Annotated in this window: 15 protein-coding genes, 1 pseudogene and 3 CRISPR repeat arrays; of the genes and pseudogenes, 10 read left to right on the plus strand and 6 right to left on the minus strand. The window is 38.0% G+C overall.

What is annotated here, in order from left to right:
* Positions 1-875 precede the first annotated feature (875 nt).
* Positions 876-1310: a PaaI family thioesterase gene (locus tag NST31_RS18950; protein ID WP_339162630.1), complete on the minus strand. Its 435-nt coding sequence runs from the start codon at positions 1308-1310 to the stop codon at positions 876-878.
* Positions 1311-2105: 795 nt separating this feature from the next.
* Positions 2106-2606: a CRISPR direct-repeat array (repeat unit 19 nt; unit sequence ATTTCAATCCACGCACTCA).
* 1105 nt (positions 2607-3711) lie between these two features.
* Positions 3712-4884: an MFS transporter gene (locus NST31_RS18955; RefSeq protein WP_077114258.1), complete on the minus strand. Its 1173-nt coding sequence runs from the start codon at positions 4882-4884 to the stop codon at positions 3712-3714.
* A gap of 364 nt (positions 4885-5248) precedes the next feature.
* On the opposite strand from NST31_RS18955, the pseudogene NST31_RS18960 reads away from it, so the two are divergent.
* From NST31_RS18960 to NST31_RS18995, 8 genes and pseudogenes are all read left to right on the plus strand, one after another.
* Positions 5249-5592, plus strand: a pseudogene (locus NST31_RS18960) (MazG-like family protein).
* Positions 5585-6151: a TIGR00730 family Rossman fold protein gene (locus tag NST31_RS18965; RefSeq protein WP_139345765.1), complete on the plus strand. Its 567-nt coding sequence runs from the start codon at positions 5585-5587 to the stop codon at positions 6149-6151. Before NST31_RS18960 ends, NST31_RS18965 begins: the two are co-directional and overlap by 8 nt.
* Before the next feature lie 1501 nt (positions 6152-7652).
* Positions 7653-7808 carry a hypothetical protein gene (locus NST31_RS18970; RefSeq protein WP_339162632.1) on the plus strand — a complete coding sequence of 52 codons (156 nt, stop codon included), beginning with the start codon at positions 7653-7655 and terminating at the stop codon, positions 7806-7808.
* A gap of 340 nt (positions 7809-8148) precedes the next feature.
* Complete coding sequence (locus NST31_RS18975; protein WP_339162634.1) at positions 8149-8859, plus strand: LytTR family DNA-binding domain-containing protein; 711 nt, start codon at positions 8149-8151, stop codon at positions 8857-8859.
* Positions 8856-10169: an ATP-binding protein gene (locus tag NST31_RS18980; protein ID WP_339162636.1), complete on the plus strand. Its 1314-nt coding sequence runs from the start codon at positions 8856-8858 to the stop codon at positions 10167-10169. The genes NST31_RS18975 and NST31_RS18980 overlap by 4 nt, the downstream gene beginning before the upstream one ends.
* A 140-nt stretch (positions 10170-10309) precedes the next feature.
* Positions 10310-11107 carry an ABC transporter permease gene (locus NST31_RS18985; protein ID WP_339162638.1) on the plus strand — a complete coding sequence of 266 codons (798 nt, stop codon included), beginning with the start codon at positions 10310-10312 and terminating at the stop codon, positions 11105-11107.
* A gap of 8 nt (positions 11108-11115) precedes the next feature.
* On the plus strand, positions 11116-12585 hold the full coding sequence (locus NST31_RS18990; protein ID WP_339162640.1) for a hypothetical protein: 1470 nt from the start codon (positions 11116-11118) through the stop codon (positions 12583-12585).
* A 16-nt stretch (positions 12586-12601) separates the two neighbouring features.
* Positions 12602-13273: an ABC transporter ATP-binding protein gene (locus NST31_RS18995; RefSeq protein ID WP_339162642.1), complete on the plus strand. Its 672-nt coding sequence runs from the start codon at positions 12602-12604 to the stop codon at positions 13271-13273.
* Positions 13274-13736: 463 nt separating this feature from the next.
* Here NST31_RS18995 and NST31_RS19000 read toward each other — a convergent pair whose 3' ends face one another.
* The 3 genes from NST31_RS19000 to NST31_RS19010 are packed head-to-tail and all read right to left on the minus strand — an operon-like array spanning position 13737 to position 16398.
* Positions 13737-14726 (minus strand): HAMP domain-containing sensor histidine kinase, encoded by a 990-nt coding sequence (locus NST31_RS19000; RefSeq protein ID WP_339162644.1) that lies wholly within the window; start codon positions 14724-14726, stop codon positions 13737-13739.
* Positions 14723-15394: a response regulator transcription factor gene (locus NST31_RS19005; protein ID WP_339162646.1), complete on the minus strand. Its 672-nt coding sequence runs from the start codon at positions 15392-15394 to the stop codon at positions 14723-14725. Before NST31_RS19005 ends, NST31_RS19000 begins: the two co-directional genes overlap by 4 nt.
* Positions 15391-16398, minus strand: a complete 1008-nt coding sequence (locus NST31_RS19010) for an alpha/beta hydrolase (protein ID WP_339162648.1) — start codon at positions 16396-16398, stop codon at positions 15391-15393. The genes NST31_RS19005 and NST31_RS19010 overlap by 4 nt, the downstream gene beginning before the upstream one ends.
* A gap of 361 nt (positions 16399-16759) precedes the next feature.
* Here NST31_RS19010 and NST31_RS19015 point away from each other — a divergent pair, with 361 nt between their 5' ends.
* On the plus strand, positions 16760-16972 hold the full coding sequence (locus NST31_RS19015) for a DUF4428 domain-containing protein (RefSeq protein ID WP_339162650.1): 213 nt from the start codon (positions 16760-16762) through the stop codon (positions 16970-16972).
* Positions 16973-17184: 212 nt separating this feature from the next.
* Here NST31_RS19015 and NST31_RS19020 read toward each other — a convergent pair whose 3' ends face one another.
* Positions 17185-17571 carry a sporulation protein gene (locus NST31_RS19020; RefSeq protein ID WP_339162652.1) on the minus strand — a complete coding sequence of 129 codons (387 nt, stop codon included), beginning with the start codon at positions 17569-17571 and terminating at the stop codon, positions 17185-17187.
* Between the two features lie 1394 nt (positions 17572-18965).
* Positions 18966-19263: direct repeats of the CRISPR family, unit length 31 nt; unit sequence GTCGCACCCATGTGAGAGCGTGGATTGAAAT.
* Positions 19264-19579: 316 nt separating this feature from the next.
* A CRISPR array of direct repeats spans positions 19580-19878; the repeat unit is 20 nt; unit sequence ATGAGTGCGTGGATTGAAAT.
* 263 nt (positions 19879-20141) lie between these two features.
* Here NST31_RS19020 and cas6 point away from each other — a divergent pair.
* The gene (gene cas6 / locus NST31_RS19025; RefSeq protein ID WP_339162654.1) at positions 20142-20897 is read left to right on the plus strand and encodes a CRISPR system precrRNA processing endoribonuclease RAMP protein Cas6; all 756 of its coding nucleotides are present in this window, start codon (positions 20142-20144) and stop codon (positions 20895-20897) included.
* Positions 20898-20914: the final 17 nt, after the last annotated feature.

A 20914-nucleotide genomic window follows, 5' to 3' on the forward strand; every position in this document is an offset into this window, starting at 1 on the left:
ATAAGTAACGTAACAACATAATCGTGCTAAGGGCGGCATGTCGCCCTTAGCCCTTAGAATAAAGTCTATAGTGACAGGGCTGAAATGCAGTGATTTTTATCCCGCATAAGGTGCCGTAAGACTCCCCTTCAAAACCTGAATAGATACAAAAGGTCTAAGTGGGACAAAACGGCACCTAAATGCCCGATTTGTTCAATTAACATTCAGTAGGAGATGGAAGAAAACGCCTACTGAATGAAGTTTCACTTTATAAGTCCAGACCTAATCATAGTTGGGGCAAGCTAAAACCAAGAAATGTTTGGAGATTCGCCAAATTGGTCGCCCCCACATGACTTACATGAATAAGCAAGTTTTACTGCAGTGACTCCATTGAACGTAGAGGTTCATCCACTAATGCTTCATAAAAAGATCAATTGACACATGCGTTGAAAAGCTATAGTTCTTTCATATCAGAATAGACAGACCAAAAGTTTTTTAACAAGCTGTTTGTTCACCCTCGTTGTCACCCTATTTTAAAATGAAAAGTCAACTGATTCCCTGAGAGTTTAAAGTTTTTCTAGAAGGCATAACGAGTATTCTTTTCTTCATAAGCTGGTGCGCCGAGACTCATGGCAGATGGTAGAAAAGTCATTTTATACCCCTTTTCTTCAACGTTCCCCATCTTTTCGAATCTGTAACTAAATCACAAACCATATGAATTGCCGTTATATAATGTAATTATCGGCAACAAAAATCATATAAGATGAGTGATCCTTTTCTTTTACAGTTTGTTTGACGAAACACAAATAAAAGAATCCAAATGAGTAAGTACATATTTGCGAGATTTTTAATTCTTTAGGTTGGTCTGATTACCAATGTCTACATATATGTATCGTTCAACTATTGTTATTTGCTGTTGGGTCCATGGTCACGATTGTACCTTGTGCGGTGGCACAAGTTTTCTTTTCGCCATGATGCAGTACTTGTACATCACAACGGCATACAGCTTGCCGTTTTCCGGCATGAATAACAGTGCCGATCGCAATGATTTTTTCACCTACCGCTGGCCTCAAGTAATTAATTTTGTATTCTGAAGTCAAAACATGCGGTCCTAAAACAGAGCCACCGACAAAAGTTAGCGCGTTGTCCGCGGCATAGCTTAAAACACCACCATGCACAAAACCATTTTGCTGCAACAAACTATCTTTTATTGGTATTTCCAAAACAACTTCCCCTGCCGCAAACTTTGTGAGAGTGGCACCAATCAGTTTACTAAATGATTGCGCTTCCAATATCTGTTTCCCTAAATTGATGAGATCTCGATTTTCCACTATAAAACCTCCCTTAGATCAATCTCTTAATTTGCAGACAGTCATTATCCGATTTTACAATTTGAAGTAGGAAAAGGTAAAGAGGGAATGAGTTGACCGAAAAATCTATGGATATTTGCTCCTTATTGCCGGAGCAGCGCACATAAAAGCAACTCAATAAGAAATTTGAAAATTTCATACAATAATTTTAACATAAAGATGTTATTAAAGGGAGTTACTCATGAAAATTATAGAATAGAAGAGAAAAGTAAAAGATAGATTTAGCTAAGGAAGCAAAAGTAGTAGTGATAATTTGCGGAGAAAAGCTACTGAATCATTAGCAAAGCAGGGAGAGCTTCTGAATCCGATAATGTAAAACTTGGCTTGATTTTTAAATGATATCTTTAAAATAATGGTCGTGGAGGTATCCTACAAGGCAGTGTTCGTGACAGTTATTCGCTCATCATAAATTGAATAACATCGATAATTGAAAACTTGCTGTAGACTGATTAGTTTGCCAGGCGATTTTTTTCAAGTATCAGGATCCAATGAGCGAACTCAATCATCATTATGCCGTTAAAACAACTGATTGCGCTTTATTGTCAAACAGTTTACAGATTGCAGGAAGCCGTGATGAACCTGATAAGTGGTTCATTCACGGCTTTTTCTTTGTGTGTTCTGGAAACGGCGTTTAAGAAAAATGGAGGTTAACATGACTCATTATTTAAAAGCGGATATTTTAGTAAAGTTAACAATTCACGCACTGATGCAGAGTGCGACGATCTAGCAAACGGCATTTACGAGGTTTGCGACGCTATTTCAATCAACGCACTCAAGTAGAGTGCGACATACAAGTGGCAAATTATCTGATTTAATTGATACAATTTCAATCCACGCACTCATATAGAGTGCGACATGGGTGAAGGAGCATACTCCTTTTTGAAAAAAATTTCAATCCACGCACTCAAGTAGAGTGCGACACGTATAAATCGCGAGCTAGAAAAATTTATTGATATTTCAATCCACGCACTCAAGTAGAGTGCGACCCATGTAGTGTGCATTCATTGGTTTTTCTTTATAATTTCAATCCACGCACTCATGTAGAGTGCGACTGATTGCAACGGCGATAGATTATAGGGTTAAGTCTGATTTCAATCCACGCACTCACATGGAGTGCGACAAGGCGTATTTCATTTTCGTTGATTGGCATGTCATTATTTCAATCCACGCACTCACATGGAGTGCGACAAGATATGCCTGATACATCCGGTCTGCTGGATAAATTTCAATCCACGCACTCACATGGAGTGCGACAGCGAAAATCTCCTAATAAAAGGGAAATCATTTCCTGAATCTAGTAGAATAAACTATTTTTTGGGTGTTTCGCCTATCTTCTTTTCAATTTTACCATATATTTTCGTATTATACTGGGTTTTTTTGGTGCGGGTCCCCTGGAGATTTTATGTTCACTTGGGGTCCGCACCAAAGTTGTTTACGTTCAATTTTTTATGAGCTGACGTTTCTCTTTTTAATTAAAATTATGTCCCGTTCTTCATTAAAGTCCCAGAATCAGTTCAATCCTTTTTTGAACTACTGTATTACCATCCAGTCCTCATACAAAGTGCGAGCGGTATTCAAAGCTTCATTTTCACGGCATTAACAATTTCAACCCCGAATTCCAATTGAAGGAGAGCGCTTAGTGAGATTGTTTCGCTGTTTTTTGCAAAATTGCACGAAGTGAAATGAGTTTCTATGGATTTATTATTTTCAAAAAACCCATTATCAACACTGACGTAAAGCTATAAAATTTCAATTTTGTAAAATAGCTCATAATACGTAAAAACGCTATATTATATGAAGAAATTTGCCAAGATCGTGCCGTCCAATGAGGATTATTAAGAAAACGTTTATCAGAACGTTGGTATCTTGCTTGTCCAGCGGAGATGAGCGAAAAGCAGCCATTTGAAAATTGGAAGGTACAGGGCTCAAAAGGAGGAGATTCACATACTCCTTCTTTTACCCCGCATGAAACGGTAGTAGGACTCCCGCTTAAAGTGATCGTAAATTAGAAAGGCTTATCCCGGAAAACAACTGGCAATAGAAGCCCGATTGATTCGGGTAGACATGAAAAGTAAAAACTTTGGCAGGACAATCGCATGTTCTTCAAGGATGAATCACAAAGGCGTGGTGACGGATAGGCGTACGAGCGCCAGCGACGCGGCAGGACAAGGAAAGCTTCGACAACATTGTCAACGACCAAAAGGAAAGCTTTTTCGATGATGTCGCTGTTTGAGCTTGTCGACAGGGCGCTTTCGATCTTGGCCTTTGTTCTGATTTCTATCAGTGGGGGCGCGGACTAATAACGCCCATCATGTGTTAATGTCTGCATGATCTATGTTCGCCTAATCCCGGTTATGTTGTGTCATGAATTGGATAAATCTTCAACTTTTTTTGTCATGACGGTTAGCGTCATACCAACTACCAGCATGCAAGCCGCGATGATCGTAATCCACATGTAGCTTACCTCGCCATGCAGTAGGAACGTTCCCAATGTAGCGCCTATGCTATTGGCCAAATTAAAGGCTGATGCAGCGATTGTACCTGATAGAGAGGGGGCTTCTTTGCCGCCAATAATAATCTTTGAGTTGAGAATGGTTGCTGTTCCAAATGTTCCGGCCCCAAACAAAAAGCTCATGACCAATGCCAATGGAGTTATACGGATCACAAATGTAAATGCGGCGAGTGTCAGGGCTAAGATGGCTAATGAGAAAGCCAATCTTTTCGTTAACAAGCCGGTGCGAATTCCACCGGACATAAAATTCCCAATCACTGCACCGAGACCGAAGCAGAAAAAGGCAGTTGTAATGCCGGTAATGCCAAATCCCGCATATTCACGCAACATCGGTTCGATAAATGTATAGGCAGTAAAAGCGCCGGAATATCCACATATGATAATGGCCAAGACAAGGAGGACATGTTTATTTTTAAAAATACGCAGCTCGGTCTTTACATTAGGGGGCGTTCCTGGTTTGAGATCAGGTGTATATGCGATTAAGCCAATGAATGCCAGCACCCCGAGGAAGACAATGAACCAAAATACGTAGCGCCAATCTAAAATTCCGCCTAGGTAAGAACCAAAAGGCACACCTAGCATAATTGCTATTGTCAAACCTCCTTGCACCGCGGCAATCGCACTTGTTCCTTTTTCCGGAGGTGAAATGTTATAAGCAATTGACATACATAGCCCAAAAAATGGAGCATGCATAGCCGCCGAAAATAACCGGGATAGTAATAACACTTCAAAATTGGCTGCCGTTGCCGCCATCACGTTGCTGCATATAAATATGGCCATGAGTCCAATCAGCAGTGGCTTTGGAGCAAGTTTGATCGTCACGATCCGTAATAATGGGCCAAAGATGGCTACACCGATAGCGTAAACACTTAATAACAATCCGGTGGTAGAGACAGATACATGTAAATCGGAAGAAAATTGGGTAAGCAAACCGGTTACGACGTATTCGGTCATCCCGATGGCAAAGGTTGAAATCATAAAGATGATTAAAACGATATGTCTGGATGCGGTAATACGCTTCATGATCCAAACCTCCTTTGCTTCTAATCAAGCCAAGGGTGACATAATAATATAAAATTATTTTCGTGTCTATATTTTTTTGTTAAAAAAACGTTAAGCTATGATGAAGATCATCTCTTTCAGATCAGATCGTTCATTGTAACGTCGGGTGTGTACTAATGTAAGGAACAATTTTTAGTTGACCATTTCCTATCAATCTTTTTCGAAGGAAGGAAAATGAAATAAGAATCTTCTCCTTTTTCCAGCCGAAGCAAACAAGGGGAGGGTTATCTAACTAACTATTATGAAAGAAATATTCTTCTAAGTATCTATATATTGTGTTATGCTAAATAAGGCTTAACTATAGGTTGAAATGGAGAGCCTGAAGTTGAATGCGAGAGACTTCCAAAAATGGATACGGGATTATTATCAACAAAGAGGCTGGTCTGATCTAGATATCTTTGTGCGGATTGGTTTTTTATCAGAAGAAACGGGGAAGTAGCGAGGGCTATTAGAGCACTGGAAATAGGCAGAGACAGGCCGGATGAAGCCGATTATCCGTATGAGGAACATAAGAAAAATTTAACAGAAGAATTGGGCGATGTATTGGGAAACGCCGTTGTTATTGCTAATAAATACGATATAGATATTGAAGAAATTTTTTTACTACATAAGGAAAAATTGTCCAAAAGCATCAAAACAGTAAAGGTGATGTGTCATGAAATTGAATAGTTTAGCAGTGTTTTGCGGTTCAAGTACAGGGAAGAATAGCATGTATGTGGATTACGCAAAAAAGTTTGGTGAAAAGTTGGCCTCTAGTAATAGAACGTTAGTGTATGGCGGCGCTCAGGTCGGTTGTATGGGGGCATTAGCGGATTCAGCCCTTCATCATGGGGGAGAAGTCATTGGTGTCATACCGAAGAAGCTCATAGATGTAGAAATAGCCCATAATCATTTAACTCAACTTTATGTGGTAGAAACGATGCATGAGCGCAAAGCAAAAATGGCGGAGCTAGCCAATGGATTTATTGCTCTTCCTGGAGGCGCAGGAACATTAGAGGAATGGTTTGAGGTGTTTACTTGGGCACAACTTGGTTATCACCAAAAACCATGTGGCTTATTAAATATAAATGGATTTTTCGACCCATTAATTTCCATGTTAAACCATATTATTGATGAGGGATTTATGAATCCAAAATATAATGATTTGATTATTATTGATTCTGATATAAACGACTTATTAGAAAAAATGGAGCACTATTCTCCAACGACCACGACGAAATGGGAATAAACAATCCCTCTTTCGGGATTGCCGCTGATATCCATTTGTTTATAAACTCGGCAATACAAACAGGAATACAAATGAATTTTGAATAAAAAATTTAAATCTCTATAAAACTTTCTCAAAGAGAACGATTGGATATAGAGAAAATTGATTATTTTTTAATCTAAAATACTTCCTGCCTCTGACTGGATTCCTAGCCAATCCAGTCTTTTTAGATTTATCCCGCATCAACTACAGCACGCTCCCTCGTTAAAAAGAGTGGGGCAACTGCCAGTAAAACTCCGATTTGTTCAGGTCGACAATCGATATTACGCTTAGAAAAAGCGTAAGCTTTTTCGAGGTCGTCGCTACTTGAGTTTGCCAACAGGACGCTTTCGCTCTTAGCCTTTGTTTTGCTCTTCATCAGTGGAGATTCGCAGAAGTAAGAATGTTACGTCTGACTGACCACATTCTGTGACCCAATCCTCCGCTTGAAGTTCGCTTTATTGCAAATGATTTTTTTAAAAATAGGAAGGGGAATGTAAAACTGTATGTATTCGGGTGAGACTATTTGTATAAATCAATCGTATTTATGGGTGAATTTATATTTGGAAGTGGGAACATGTTTTCGATAAATGAACTAACTCAATTGCATTTCAAGACAAGCCATTTTTAGTAACGTTATTGGTCATCTTGTTTTATTAGTTATTGTAACTGGATTGATATGGGCAAGTTATCAGTTTGCATGGTGTCATTAGGATTGCTGTTATTTTTTGGTGTTGAGCGGCTTAGTGCTTATTTCCGATATTTTCTTCAACCCTTTATTATATAAATATTGGAGTGACAAATGCTAGGTAGGATCGAATTGATTAAGGAAAGGAAATTTTAATGGAAGAACTTGAATAATTCTTATCTAAAAAGAGAAACGTCAGTTCGTATAAAATAAAACGTAGACTTGGTGCGGACCCCAAGCGAACATAAAATCTCCAGGGGACCCGCACCAAAAAAACCCAGTATAATACGAAAATATATGGTAAAATTGAAAAGAAGATAGGCGAAATACCCCCAAAAACAGGTTATTCTACTAGATTCCGGAGGGGTATTTTCCATTTATTAGGAGATATTCGCTGTCGCACTCTATATGAGTGCGTGGATTGAAATGATTATAAAACAGCTCGTGCATTTGCTCTTGTAATGTCGCACTCTATATGAGTGCGTGGATTGAATTATCGCGCAATACAAGCGAAGCCAGGCGGTCTAGTTGTCGCACTCTATATGATTTTTGATGTCATGTATTATTCAATGGAAGCGTAGTCAGGTCAACCACTTGTGAACAAAAATATTTGCTGAAGGTACGGGGAGCAAATTTAACAATATGAATAATGATGATGACAAAAGGGCCGGTAAAAGGAGAGAAGGTAAGGTGTAGCAAAACGCTATTTTACAAGCAATACTTGAATTTTCGAAGATATAAGAGGCTATAGAAGAAAGAGCATTATTAGATGTAGCTGGAAGACGTTGGGATTCGATGGAAAACAGATTAGACTCAGTAGGAACAAGACTAGATTCGGTTGAAAAGAATGTAAGTGAAAAAATGAGCAAAGTCGATGCTAAAATGACTTATTTGACAGAAGAGCTGGTAGAAGCGAAGGCGGATATTATATTGTTAAAAAAGGCAAAATAAATGAAAATCATGTACTGTGAGTCGGAGGATACTATGTTCACTTTAAGAGCATATATCCTCTTTTTTCATAGAATGACAAATGGGTATTATGGACGATCCTGAACTTCCTGATCAAATCGACTTTTTATGTTATCCTCACTTTAAAACAGTTTGAATCATTGAATGATGGAAGAAATCATAAAAAGAGCACCTTGTCTTCTTCAACAATTTTTAAAATAGATATTGGCGTCTCTCTCTAATGGGGTTTTTCCTTTACAAAAAATAGATACAGCTATTTTCATTAAAATATTTATAATAGGAGAAAGGGTTTCATTTTGGCAGGGAAGAAAGGAGCTTCAATGTGAATTTATTGCTCGTTGAAGATGATGTTCATATACAACAGTTATTTAGAGCGGCTATTGAAGAGTTGGAAGAGCCTTTACATGTATATACGTCAGAGAGTTCCAACAAGGCGCTGCAAATAGCAGCAGAAAATGTCATAGACTTATTTGTCATAGATATCCAATTGACTGATTATAAAGGAACACAATTGGCGAAACAACTTCGGGAAATCGAAGTTTATTCGTATACACCGATGATTTTTGCCACCGCTCTTGCAGGAGAAGAGCTTATGGCCTATCGAGAATTAAAATGTTATCACTTTCTTATTAAACCTTTTACAAAACAGGAAATAAAACAGGTTCTGATCGAAGCTATTGCCTATAGGAAGCATTTATCAGAGCCGCCTAAAACGATTCGAATTGAACAAAGGGGATTTATTCTGGAGCTTAGCTTGAAAAAAATGATGTACTTAGAATCGTTTGGGAAGAAGATCGAGATCCACATCGTAGCGCCGGATGGGACGGAACGAATTGAAGTCATATCCGGTTTTTCCTTAAAACGGTTAAAGGAAATGATTGGTGATGACGATTTTATTCAGTGCCATAAAAGTTTTATTGTCAATAAACATTATATTTACAAGATTGATAAAGTGAAAAACAATCTTCTATTGACCGAATTTAACAGGGAGATTCCCATTGGAAAAAAATTCCTGGAGCACTTACAGACATGATTGAATACTTTCAAGTTTTCATGCAAGCTTCTTTGGATGCGGTGACGATGTATGTGATTTGCGGTTTAGTGGCTGTTGGCGGGATTCATTGGAATAAGCAAAGCCTTTTATGGCTGTTCTGGTTTTTACTTTTTTGCTGTATCAGCCAGTTTACTTTTATTGTTTCCGAGCCGGCCACTATTGTAGAAGTGGCTTTTGAAAACTATGATCTCCTGCCAGTGAACTCCTGGGAAATGCTCATTTTGCTCTTTTTAACTGTGCTGATTTTGAATAGTTCATTGTTCAAAACAGGTAGTATCGAAGCCATTTTTATGACTGTTCTTTCGTTTGTGATATGGATTATTGTACGGTTAATGAGCGTGGTGATGGTCGGGTTATTTTTACAGCATTCATTGCTTGACCGCATCATTTCGCTTCTCATTGTCAGTGTTCTAATCATCTCGCCTATTAATAAGTTACTAAAAGTTTTCCGGGGGCGAAACTTCTATACAAAGTTCATGATGTTCAACTCATTCGTTGTTCTGATTTTTATTCTCGCATTCACTAATTTTAATCAGGCTCTGGTCTTAGAGAATGTTTCGTTCGTATTCGTCGCTCTTTTATTGATTATTAGCCTGAATCTATGGATTCTGAATGAACAGAGAAAGAATCTCGTTCAAGAAAATCGCTTAACCGTTATTGAACAGTATTTGCCTGTGATTGATGATCTTGTTACCGAAATGAGGGCAAAGCAACATGAATTTAATAATAAGCTACTCGCCATTTCCGGTATTGTAGAGACAGAAAATGATGTGAAATTCATAAGGGAAAAGGTGAGGGAATATACGGAATACGCCTTGCCAAAGCTGGCGATCCAGCAATTGTTAAGCATTGATGATAAGGTCATGGCTGGCTTCCTTTATTCTAAAATGAAGCTGGCGGAGTGGAAGAAGATCAAAATTGTCACGGAGATCAAGACGGACTTTCGCGGGTTCCAATCAAATGAATATGACTGGATTGAGGCTCTTGGGATCCTGCTTGATAATGCCATTGAAGCGACTCTTCCCTTGGAGGAGATCAAGGTCACCTTGAAACAAAGCGGAGAAATGCTGGAATTAAGTGTATCGAATCCCGGTGATTATATGACGAATCGAGAATTTATAAAGATGTTCGAACGGGGGTATTCGACAAAAGGAGATAAACGGAGGCATAGAGGTTATGGTTTGTACGCATTGAAGCAGTTAACGGAACAGCATAGCGGTAAAATCATAACGAAAAACGAAGAAATGCATGGGCATAACTATGTGACTATTGGCGTATTGCTGCCATAATGTTTTGTCAAGAGAGTTTTCATAAAAGAAGGGTTTAGAGGAATGAAAAGTATTGATTCCGCTAAACCCTTCTTTCGTTTCCAACGTATTGTTTTGCCATGAACTCAGCGTTATAGTGAAAAAAGAGAGGAGATCAAGACATGAAAAAGTTACTTTTACTCGAATGGAAAAAGTTAAAAAAGCCCATTTTGATCACCCATACCGTCAGCATTGTTTTAATGATCATATTAACGTGCACATTATACAAATATCACATATTAGAATATGACATTGAAGCTTGGGAGCTTGCGAATGAGTATTTCTCGTTTATATTTCCTTTACTTGTTGTACTGCCGACATGCTGGTTGTTTTACTATGAACGGAAAAATTCGTTTGTCATGTATACTTTGCCTCGCGTATCAAAACGGAATTATCTATTCGCAAAATGGTTGATTATCGCCGGCAACGGATTTATGTTGATTTTCCTTACGATGATCATTGGCGTCATCGTAGCTCTGTATATCAAACCGGAGATTACCCCGGTTTTAACGGCGATTGACCCTGACTCTGGCAAACTGATATCTCAAGTGCAGAAAACCCATTTTATGGCCGAGTTATTTACAGAGAAACCACTTTTATATGGATGTCTGTTTAGTGTTTGGCGTGGCTTGTTGGGAAGCCTTATGGCAACCATGGGTTTTGTCCTATCTTTGTTTAGCCGTAATATTTTTATCATCTTATCTGGTCCATTCATTTATTATATTTTGGAAAACTATTTGCTTTCCATTTTACAAATGCCGCAATTTAGGCTCGTCACAGCGTTTGAACCGAGGACACTTGATTTTGCAGAACTCAGCCCGTTTTCGATACTCGTAGGGCCGACCATTGCGATCGTTGTGACAGCCGGGATTTATTATTATTTTAAAAAAATAAAAAAACAAGCAATATATCCGTTTTAAGGTGAGTCATGAAAGCGATTATTAACTTGTATCTTAAACAATTTTTCACGGGAAAACTGTTGTTTCTATTGGCAGGCTGCTTGCTATTTAGTATCGGGGAGAGGCAAAATACGTCGGTTTCTTATGAACTATACGTGCTACATATGCTGACAGAGCATTATTATCTCACCTATTTGATGGTCCCGATGTATTTATTGTTTTTTTATCAAAGTCTTGAAAGTCTTCCAGCGTTTGTCCTTATTCGGACGCGCTATTTTTGGAAAAGCTTTTTTGCAAGAGCCGCGGCTATTTTTATGACTGCTTTTGGTTTTGTTGGTTTACAGGTGATCATTTTTCTTCTAGTGGGCATGGGCTTAAAAAGGTCGAATCAATTCCCTGCTGATTTTTTGGTTGAACTTGAGGTAGCTCGTTTATTGGGCCATTATTTTCCTAACCCAGTGATGGCAATTGTAGTGGTGGCTTTGTTCATGGTTGTGGGTTTGGCGACTGTTTCCATTGCCATGCTGGCCTTCCATCATTTTTTCGGAGAAAAGGCGACATTGGCCATGATGATTGGCCTGTATATTTGTATGACATTTGGGATAAAGATTCCGGGAGCTGCACAAATTCCGTTTATATTCATAGACAGTTATATTATTTTTCATCACAATTTCTCTTATCAAGGAAAGCTCATCGTTACCATCGTAAGCATGGTGATGATTTATGCAACTGTTTATGTGGTCGTGAAACATTACTGGCAATATGATCCTGAATGGAATTGGAAGTGGCGTCGATCGGGAATGGGCCGCTTTTATAGAAGGCAGCTCTTTACCGCGAAAAATATATGGGCATGTGTGGGAATTATCCTCACTATTTCTTTGTGGAAAGCAACTACCTTAGAAGAAGCAACCTATCGAGATTATGTTACGGCGTTATTTTATGGACATGGAAGCAGCGAATTTCATTTATTTTCCTTTTTAGAAATGATCATTATGAACAGTACGCCGCTTTATGTATTGGCCGTTTTTTTGGAGGAAGAGAAACGGGACCGAAATCTTGCGATTACGATCCGATTAAAGAAAAAAGTATCTTGGTTATATGCGGTGAGCGGCGCCGGTATGGCTTTCATTGCGATCTATGTGCTTGGATTCATTATGATTGGCGGCATTGTGGGAATTGTTTTTGAATTTAGAGGACAAGCGATTGTGCTGGCACTGAATACAGCTATATTGAAATTCCTTGATCTTTTTGCACAATTTTTATGGATGATTTTACTTTATACGTTGAGACGCAATATAACTTGGGCCTTTTTAGGAGTTATGATAGTGAATCTTCTCAGTATTTGGTTTGTGTATGTTCCGGCGGGGATGTCCAGTATAGCGAGAAGTGAGGAAATGGGCGGCCTTTCGTTTGTTATGCGGATGAGCATTCTTCTTATTTCACAGCTTATCATCTGGATATATGTGAGGACAGTCAGCTACAAGAAAATATTTCAATAAGCGAGGAGATATCAATATGACAGTTGAAATAAATGTGCGAAATGTATCAAAGTCTTTTCAGCAACATCAGGTTTTAACAAACGTAGATCTCACTGTGGAAAAAGGACAAACGGTCGGAATTGTTGGGGCAAACGGCAGTGGGAAATCAGTTCTATTTAAAGTGATTTGTGGCTTTATTGCCCCCGATCAAGGGGAAGTGTTTATCCGCAATAAGAAGTTGGGAACGGACATTGATTTTCCAGAACGAGTCGGCGTCTTTATCAACTCGCCTGGTTTTATTGATCTGTATACGGGTCTACAAAATCTGCAATTTTTAGCAGATATAAATGGAAAAATAGATGATAAACAAATACGCCAAACAATGGAATTGGTCGGTTTGCAACCAGACAATCAAACAAAGGTGAAAGACTATTCACTGGGGATGAAGCAAAAATTGGGCATTGCCCAGGCAATCATGGAAGATCAAGACATTATCATCTTGGATGAGCCGTTTAATGCGTTAGATTATAAAACGTATCATGACACAAAAGAAATTGTGAAGAAATTAAAAGAAAAACAATGTACGATTTTAATGACGAGCCATCATTATGAAGATATAGAAGAACTATGTGATGTAACGTATTTACTTGTTGATGGCGAGTTAATGGAATTGACAGAGGAAGCAAAGGAAAAATATTTTCGCAGATAACCCTGATGATTGGCTGGAAAGATTTTGTTAGGTCGTTTAAACGGGGGGTCTATCTGTTGAAGTGGCGTGATCAAGATCAAAATAGAAGGCGTTTTTAAAGACTGAAAAATGAAAAAAGTTTCATTTGTAAATGCGGGATGAGAAGAAGTTTTGAGAAAAGAGCCAGTTTGAAAAAAGTCTGAACGGCTTTTAAAAACAGTTTGTAAACTGTTCTCGTTTGAAAAGCAGATCAGCTTAAAGGTGGAAATGCTGGGACAAGCGTTTGCCCTCTAGGAGTAAAGGAAATGACAAAATTGGATGAGACCCCTCTCAAAAAAGTAATTTGGACAAAAAATGAAAGAGGGAAGGGTCAAATACAGTCTTCTTACACACTTTATTTGATAAACCCTCTTTCATGTTGCTTCATGCAACACAGCAGCTAAATCTTCGTTTTTCTTTGGGATTGTGACGTGCAACTTTTCCATTATTCGCTTTTTGTAAAACGAAACGAAGTGCCGTTTTCATCAGAGTGTATTGTATATCCGATTTTAAGAACCCTCGTTATTTCTTCAATGATTGTTAATCCCAAGCCCGGCGTTTTGCGATGAACATCGAAACCAATGCCGTCATCGCTCAGCGTAATCAAGTTGTTCTCAATGGTTATGATCATTTTTTTAGCGTTGGCATGTGTTAATGTATTTTGGAAAATGTTATCGAATAATCTTTGAAGCCACAATTCGTTGCTAATCCAAATCAAATCTTGATGCTGTGGATTGTAAATCAATTCAATACCATTGATATGATATAAATAATTCCATTTTTTAATGATGGTTTCTAATAAATCATTTATATTCACTTCATCATTTACAATATGAGAATGCCCGATTGTATCAATGGTTTTTATGTTAAATTCATTCGTTAAATCAGCAATATATTGGATTTGCCGATATAATGAATCGATCGGTGCCCGATCGTCAATCTGATTTTCCAAATTAAATAATTGTAACCGAATAGCTGTCAACGGTGTATTAATATCATGCCTTAATTTATTTAATACCTCGTTTTTGATTTCCTCTTGCTGTTTTAGTTCTAGTTCCCGATAGGTGGTTCTTTCAATTAATAAATTGACGGCCTTGGTAAGTTCACCTACTTCATCATTGTTGCTTACGTGTAATTTATTTGGAATGTTTTCATCACCAGCTAAGTTTCGAATCGTTTTATTTAATAAGTTTATTTTATCCAACAGGGAGTTAATTGATTTTGAAAATAGCAGCGCAAGAATAAACAGTGATGCGAAAAATATGACCAGCATCGTTGGATAGGCAAAAGATGCATGAAAGGGAATGCCCTGATTGGCTGTTTTAAAGACAGTATCATAAATGATGGTCATCAAGACACTAATCAATAATAGTATGACGGGCACGCTGATGATCGCTGAAAATAACAATAGCCGATATTTGGTCTTTAATGTCATTTCTTCATATGGGTATTGAGCCGATACCCTTCTCCATAGATATTTTGAATGATCTCGCCCGTATGATCATGGATCTTTTCTCTGATTTTTTTGATGTGTACATTCACGATATTGGGGTTTCTGTCTTCAAGTTGCCATAAATAATCAAAGAAGTGCTCTTTCGTTAAAGTTCTATCCCTGTTTTCATATAAATAGAAAAATATCTTTCGCTCAATTGCCGTAAATGCCACTTCTTGATGCAAGCTACGATGGAATACCTTTTTATGTTCAGCATCAATAAATACATGTTTAATTTGTGTAAAAGTGCCGTATTGATTTTCAAGCATTTTCTTCATTCTGAGTAATAGCTCCCTAGGATCAAAAGGTTTGATCATATAATCCTCGCCAATTGTCAGACCTTGAAGTTTACTATCTATGTCATTACGGGCGGATAGGAAAATAATAGGAATATTTAACCCCGCATTTTTTATTTTCTTTGTCACTTGGTAGCCGTCTTCACCCGGCAGCATGATGTCCATAATGACCAAGTCTATTTGATGAATGATATCGAGTACGTTTTCACCATCTTTTTCCCATGTGACTTGGTAGCCTTCACGCACCAACATTTTTTGTAATAAATCGCCAATCATTGAATCGTCTTCAACGAGCAAAATATGATATCCGTTCATTCCAAAGACCTTTCATCATTATTTTTCTCCACTTTCTCACGAATAAAATCTATCGAAAGATTGTATATTTCATCAGGAGCGTATAAATGGATAGAATGTTTTCCTTTTATTTTTTTCACATCTGAAATAAGAAGCTGCTCCGCAAATTCCTTATAGTTTTTATTTTTTCGCTTTGTGTATTTGGAGTGTTTATTGTCTTCCGTATATGCAGACAGAAATAAGATGGGAGTTTCTTTCGGCATTGGCAGTTTAACTGATTTTTTTCCATTCGTGGGACTCTGCAAAATTTCTTGTTCCATATTATCATTAAACATTTGTTTATACGATAGGGCCTTGAAATTTTCTTTTTCCTGTTCAGTTAAAAAAGATTGCCTTATCACTTCAGGATCATACGCAGCTGAAGGAGCAAGGCGATAAAAACCCATTTTCGTTAACAAATTCATGCCCTTTATCGTCAAAACATCGGTAAATCTCAATGGGTTGTTTGCATATTCTTTAGGCAGCCCAATATCAAGGGCAATGATCGCTTTTACTTCATCCGGGTACTTTTGAGCCCAGTATACAGCTTCCAACCCTGATAGTGAATGTGGCACTAATATATAGGGAGGTTTATTCCCGCTTTTACTGAGTGCTTTTCTCGTTTGATGAAGGATCGTATCGATGTCCCGCTCATCATGAAAAACATCACTGTATCCATAACCGGCTCTTTCAACAACAGCGATTCGATTGTCTTTGGAAAACTTGCTATATAGTCCCTTCATTTCATAGACAGGAGCTGCGATACCAGAGCCAGGCATAAATACATAAGTATTATCTCCATTTCCCTCATGATATACATTCATCTTTTTGTTATGAAACTTTACGAATGTCCCATTATTTGAAATGATCGCCGATTCCTTGTGTAGCTGAATCTTATGGTAAATAAAAACCGATAATGAGACTAGTAAAATGATAGAAATAAATGTAACAGACACTATTTTGAACACTTTATACATTTTTTTCATGATGTACTCCTTTCAAGGTTATATAGAAAGGATATATCGTAAAAATAAAGATCTCATAAATTTTCGTAATGAATGCAAGCAAATTTGAAGATGTATGATGAATAGGAAGTAGAACTTTTATGAATCATAACAGTTTATTCTGAAAGTAACGTCAGTTGAAGTGACGATCGGAAATATTTATAATGGGTGGTTGAAAAATAAAAACTTAGATGGTCTAAATAACGTCAAAGCCGAAAGCATGTCAACTTGGATACGAGAAGCGAATCGGATATGGGAATGAGAGGCCATTAAGAGAGCGTGAAGTGCAAAATATAAAAAGTCTGATAGGCTATTAAAAACAATTTAGAGGAGTGACCTCATCATGGGCTTTTTTAGTTTAAAGGCAATTTGTGCCATATGTGATCGGAAGGTCGGTTTAAATCGATTCAGAATCGCCGACAAGAAATGGATTTGTCCTGGTTGCTTTAGTAAAGCGGGAGGACTCAAGGAAATTGTAAAATCGGGTAAACCAATTCAAAAGATGTCAGTAGAAGACATACAAGCACTCATTGCCCAAAAAGAAAATAGCAACTAAATCAGCTGTCATGACAGCGGTGTAGCCTTTAAATGGGGAAAGGCCAAAAAGCGTGTTGTGAATGTGATTTCGTTTCTCTAAACCGCTTCTTAGGTACGGGGCGCAGGGAACAATTGTTGTTCACCCTAACATGAAGGGAATGAGCCCACTAGAACAATGAAAGCTCTTCTGTACCTAAGATGCGGCTGTTATATAATGTTCTTATTAATCAACTAGATAACGCGAATGGCAACCTGGTCCTTGCTTTCTACGCCTTCACTGAAAGTAAGTTTTACATGAAAACGGTAAGAGATTTCATCTGTCGATGCCGGAAGCGTTGATGCCAGCCTAAACGTAAAGGGTATTTTATATGATTGTTCTGATTGTATAAGTTTTGATGTCAAAATAGTTGGCGCATCAAACGTTTGCTCTATTTTTTTGTCTTGTTTCAATTTGATTAATTCGCAGTCGATTCGTTTGATTTTTTGGTCGATCACACCACCTTTGATATGGTACTCTCCTTTCATATCTTCACCCGGCTTAAAAGTATCCTTAGGAAGAACAAGATTAATCCGCGCAGATCCAATTCCCAACAAAGACATGTATTTCCTTAGTATCATTTGAACACCCCTAAAGTTAATATCGATATATTTTTATCAGTGTATGTGCCATTCTTTTTATGGAGGGCTTTTCTTTCATTTACATGTCACATAATCCTTCCTTAAGTTTAAGTGAAAAAGAAAAAACCTTTACCGATTTTCGGCAAAGGTTTTTTTACAAATAAAGACCTTTACCAGCTGGTAAAGGTCTTGCTAACAACGTTATGTTGCCAACAAAGCCGAGAGTGTGTACTCTGTAATGACGACTTTGTTATAAAAGCTACTCCCCTTTAGGAAATCTATTCGATTTTGACAATTTAAATATAAAGTATACTCTATGGAGTTGTCAACAATTTTTTCTAACATTTCATACGCAACATCGTTAAAAAAATGGAATGTCGACTAAAAACCCAATAATATGAAGGCGTCATTATTCAGACAGGCTGCACAGAGCAGTATTTCCGGGCAACATGTCCCTTCGTAAAGCGATTCGTTATCGGGTTAACGGATTGTTGTTTTAGTATGCCAGATTTGCGCCATCTTAGGGTTCAAGTCCCGAGTTATGAAGGTAACAGTGATGGTTAGGTGATGTCCGGGGTGATCGAAAATTTGGAGGAAGTTCGGCGGACAAACTTCATATATAAGGCTTAGCTGTTCTTGGATGAGGGTGCTAAACAATCCAAAGTCCATACTGCCAAGGGAACACAAGTAAATAAAGTCAGGAGATGGGAGGAAGAGGTATGATGGATATGGATGGTATCAAACGCTTCAAACACCGTGTTCGAACTAATGAAGCGATAGAAATTTGATATACGAAGACATTCTGTCCACTGAGGTATTCATATAGAAGACTATTATTTTAGGAAGAAAAAAGAGTATGACTGGAGCCGCAAGTAGAGAGTGCAGTATTGGAAAAGATTGTTAATTCGCCCTAGACGGCGAATGTTTAAGAATAAAAGATAAATAAAAAAGCCAAATGACCGTTTGTCTAATCAATGAAAGGGAAGAGAGATGCTTATTGCTTGCCGGATTTAGACATGAAAACTCAAAAAGGTGATGACCAAGAATGTTTAAAATGATTTCAAAAAAACGAGCCAGATATATGTATATAATGGCTTTTATATTTTATATATGTAAAAAACCAAAGTAATGCCACTACCTTTTTTAAAAAGAATTTTCTACAATAGAGGAATAATTAGAAGGTAAAGATAGGGAATAAAAATTGAAAATGTAATGTGCTGAAAAGTTAGTGGAACCTCAAGCATACATAAACCGCCTAAGGAGCCTGCACCAAAACTTGAGAGAATGGTCATAATATGTATTGGCAAAACAAGAAAAGCAAGCTATTCTAAGAGAAAGTATGTCTGTTAACTATAAGGAAATCGGATTGTTTCTAATTTTGCGGAGGAAATCGCTGTCGCACCCATGTGAGAGCGTGGATTGAAATGCTCATACTGAGATGGAATCTGCACCATCATTTTGTCGCACCCATGTGAGAGCGTGGATTGAAATTGATTGAACCATCTTCCAATTTTTTAATATCTTCAAGTCGCACCCATGTGAGAGCGTGGATTGAAATAATGGATTTATCAGCATGGTCAAAAGCAGACATATTGTCGCACTCATGTAAGTGCGTGGATTGAAATCTGAAATACCAACATCAACATTAAGAAATCAAGATGGTCGCACTCCTTGTGCGTGCGTGGATGAATGCCTCAGGAACGGCTCTGGTTTGATGGATGAGCGCTTGATTGAAATTCACTTCGTAAAAAGAGGATTGAACGTTTAATACTAGGACTCTTAGGGACTGGAAAATGATTTTTTATTAAATAAGCGAAATAAAGAAGGGTGTAAGCTTTGGTGCGAACCCCAAGCGAACATAAAATCCCTAGGGGACCCGCACCAAAAAACCCCAGTATAATACGAAAATATATGGTAAAATTGAAAAGAAGATAGGCGAAATACCCAAAAAACAGGTTATTCTACTAGATTTAGGAAATGATTTCCCTTTTATTAGGAAATTTTCGCTGTCGCACTCTACATGAGTGCGTGGATTGAAATTTCTACCCGTGTAACACGTTCCCCAAGGTGCGCCAGTCGCACTCTACATGAGTGCGTGGATTGAAATATTCAGATGAAGAATAAACCCCCTATCTGCCGGAGGTCGCACTCTATATGAGTGCGTGGATTGAAATATGTCATGGTTTAATAATGCATCCAATAATTCTTGTCGCACTCTATATGAGTGCGTGGATTGAAATGTAACAGCTATATTAAGGTTTAAGGCCAGTCGATAGTCGCACTCTATATGAGTGCGATTTTTTTCTTATATAGAATGTAGGATAAAATAACTAGTTATATTTGACTATTTTATTTCTAATATTGTGATACAATAGAATAGTAAAATACATTATTTGACATAAAAGGAAGGTTGTTCTGTGTTTCGACATATGAAAATAATGACACTGCGAGCAACTTTTGCAGCTACAGGTAGAGGGAAGCTCCCTCCATACCTAGGGTCGACTATACGAGGATTGCTAGGCCACTGCATTCGTAATCTGGTATGCCATACACCTCATGTAAAATGTCATATGTGTGAAATTTCGAGTGATTGTGCATACGCACAGCATTTTTCAACACCAGGGCATCAAGCAGGTTCTGTTAATCCATATGTACTCCATGTATTAACGCGTGGAAAAGTAGATTGGAATGAATCGGATATATGCCAGTTTGACATTACATTGATAGGTCGTTCTAGTGAGCAAGGCGGATTAATTGTCGATGCCCTCCAAGAGATGGGAAAACGAGGATGGGGTATAGCCAGAATCCCTTTTAAGCTGTTAAAGATTAGTGATCCACTCCGCAATACATTAATCTGGCATCAAGGTAAGACGTGGCTTCGCAATTTTCGTCCATATCCATTAGTTTGTGAAGAACGATTGGCACGAACTGCTGTCGTTCACTTTGAGACGCCTGTTCGGATTAAAGAAGGACAACATTTAAAATACCGTCTGTCTTTTGCCGATATTATTCAATCTCTTAGCCGCAGGATGAGTCTGCTATCCCATGCTTATACAGACCGTCGTTTGGAGTGGAACGAGGATGAAATGCTCTCGGCCGCAAAAGAAATAAGTATAGCTGATGAGGAATGGTATGAAAACAGGTTTAAGCGCTATTCAATGAATAGAAAAGGGAGGCACCTCTATTTGCCTGCCATTGAAGGGTGGGCACGTTATGAAGGAAATATCACCCCATTTACTCCGTTGTTGGCGGCAGGGGAGCGATTACATATTGGTAAAAATACAACACATGGCTTTGGACGTTTTTATGTGGACTATGATCAATAATAGATGAGGTGAGAAAA

The sequence above is a fragment of the Siminovitchia sp. FSL W7-1587 genome, assembly GCF_037963795.1.
In the GTDB taxonomy this organism is placed as follows: Bacteria; Bacillota; Bacilli; order Bacillales; family Bacillaceae_C; genus Siminovitchia; species Siminovitchia thermophila.

Excerpts from the sequence above, each read along its gene's own strand:
- NST31_RS19000 (WP_339162644.1), bottom strand. The coding sequence starts at position 14,726 with ATGACATTAAAGACCAAATATCGGCTATTGTTATTTTCAGCGATCATC.
- NST31_RS19010 (WP_339162648.1), bottom strand. The coding sequence starts at position 16,398 with ATGAAAAAAATGTATAAAGTGTTCAAAATAGTGTCTGTTACATTTATT.
- NST31_RS18990 (WP_339162640.1), top strand. The coding sequence starts at position 11,116 with ATGAAAGCGATTATTAACTTGTATCTTAAACAATTTTTCACGGGAAAA.
- NST31_RS19015 (WP_339162650.1), top strand. The coding sequence starts at position 16,760 with ATGGGCTTTTTTAGTTTAAAGGCAATTTGTGCCATATGTGATCGGAAG.
- cas6 (WP_339162654.1), top strand. The coding sequence starts at position 20,142 with ATGTGTGAAATTTCGAGTGATTGTGCATACGCACAGCATTTTTCAACA.
- NST31_RS19005 (WP_339162646.1), bottom strand. The coding sequence starts at position 15,394 with ATGAACGGATATCATATTTTGCTCGTTGAAGACGATTCAATGATTGGC.
- NST31_RS18995 (WP_339162642.1), top strand. The coding sequence starts at position 12,602 with ATGACAGTTGAAATAAATGTGCGAAATGTATCAAAGTCTTTTCAGCAA.
- NST31_RS18980 (WP_339162636.1), top strand. The coding sequence starts at position 8,856 with ATGATTGAATACTTTCAAGTTTTCATGCAAGCTTCTTTGGATGCGGTG.
- NST31_RS19020 (WP_339162652.1), bottom strand. The coding sequence starts at position 17,571 with ATGATACTAAGGAAATACATGTCTTTGTTGGGAATTGGATCTGCGCGG.
- NST31_RS18955 (WP_077114258.1), bottom strand. The coding sequence starts at position 4,884 with ATGAAGCGTATTACCGCATCCAGACATATCGTTTTAATCATCTTTATG.
- NST31_RS18985 (WP_339162638.1), top strand. The coding sequence starts at position 10,310 with ATGAAAAAGTTACTTTTACTCGAATGGAAAAAGTTAAAAAAGCCCATT.
- NST31_RS18970 (WP_339162632.1), top strand. The coding sequence starts at position 7,653 with ATGGAAAACAGATTAGACTCAGTAGGAACAAGACTAGATTCGGTTGAA.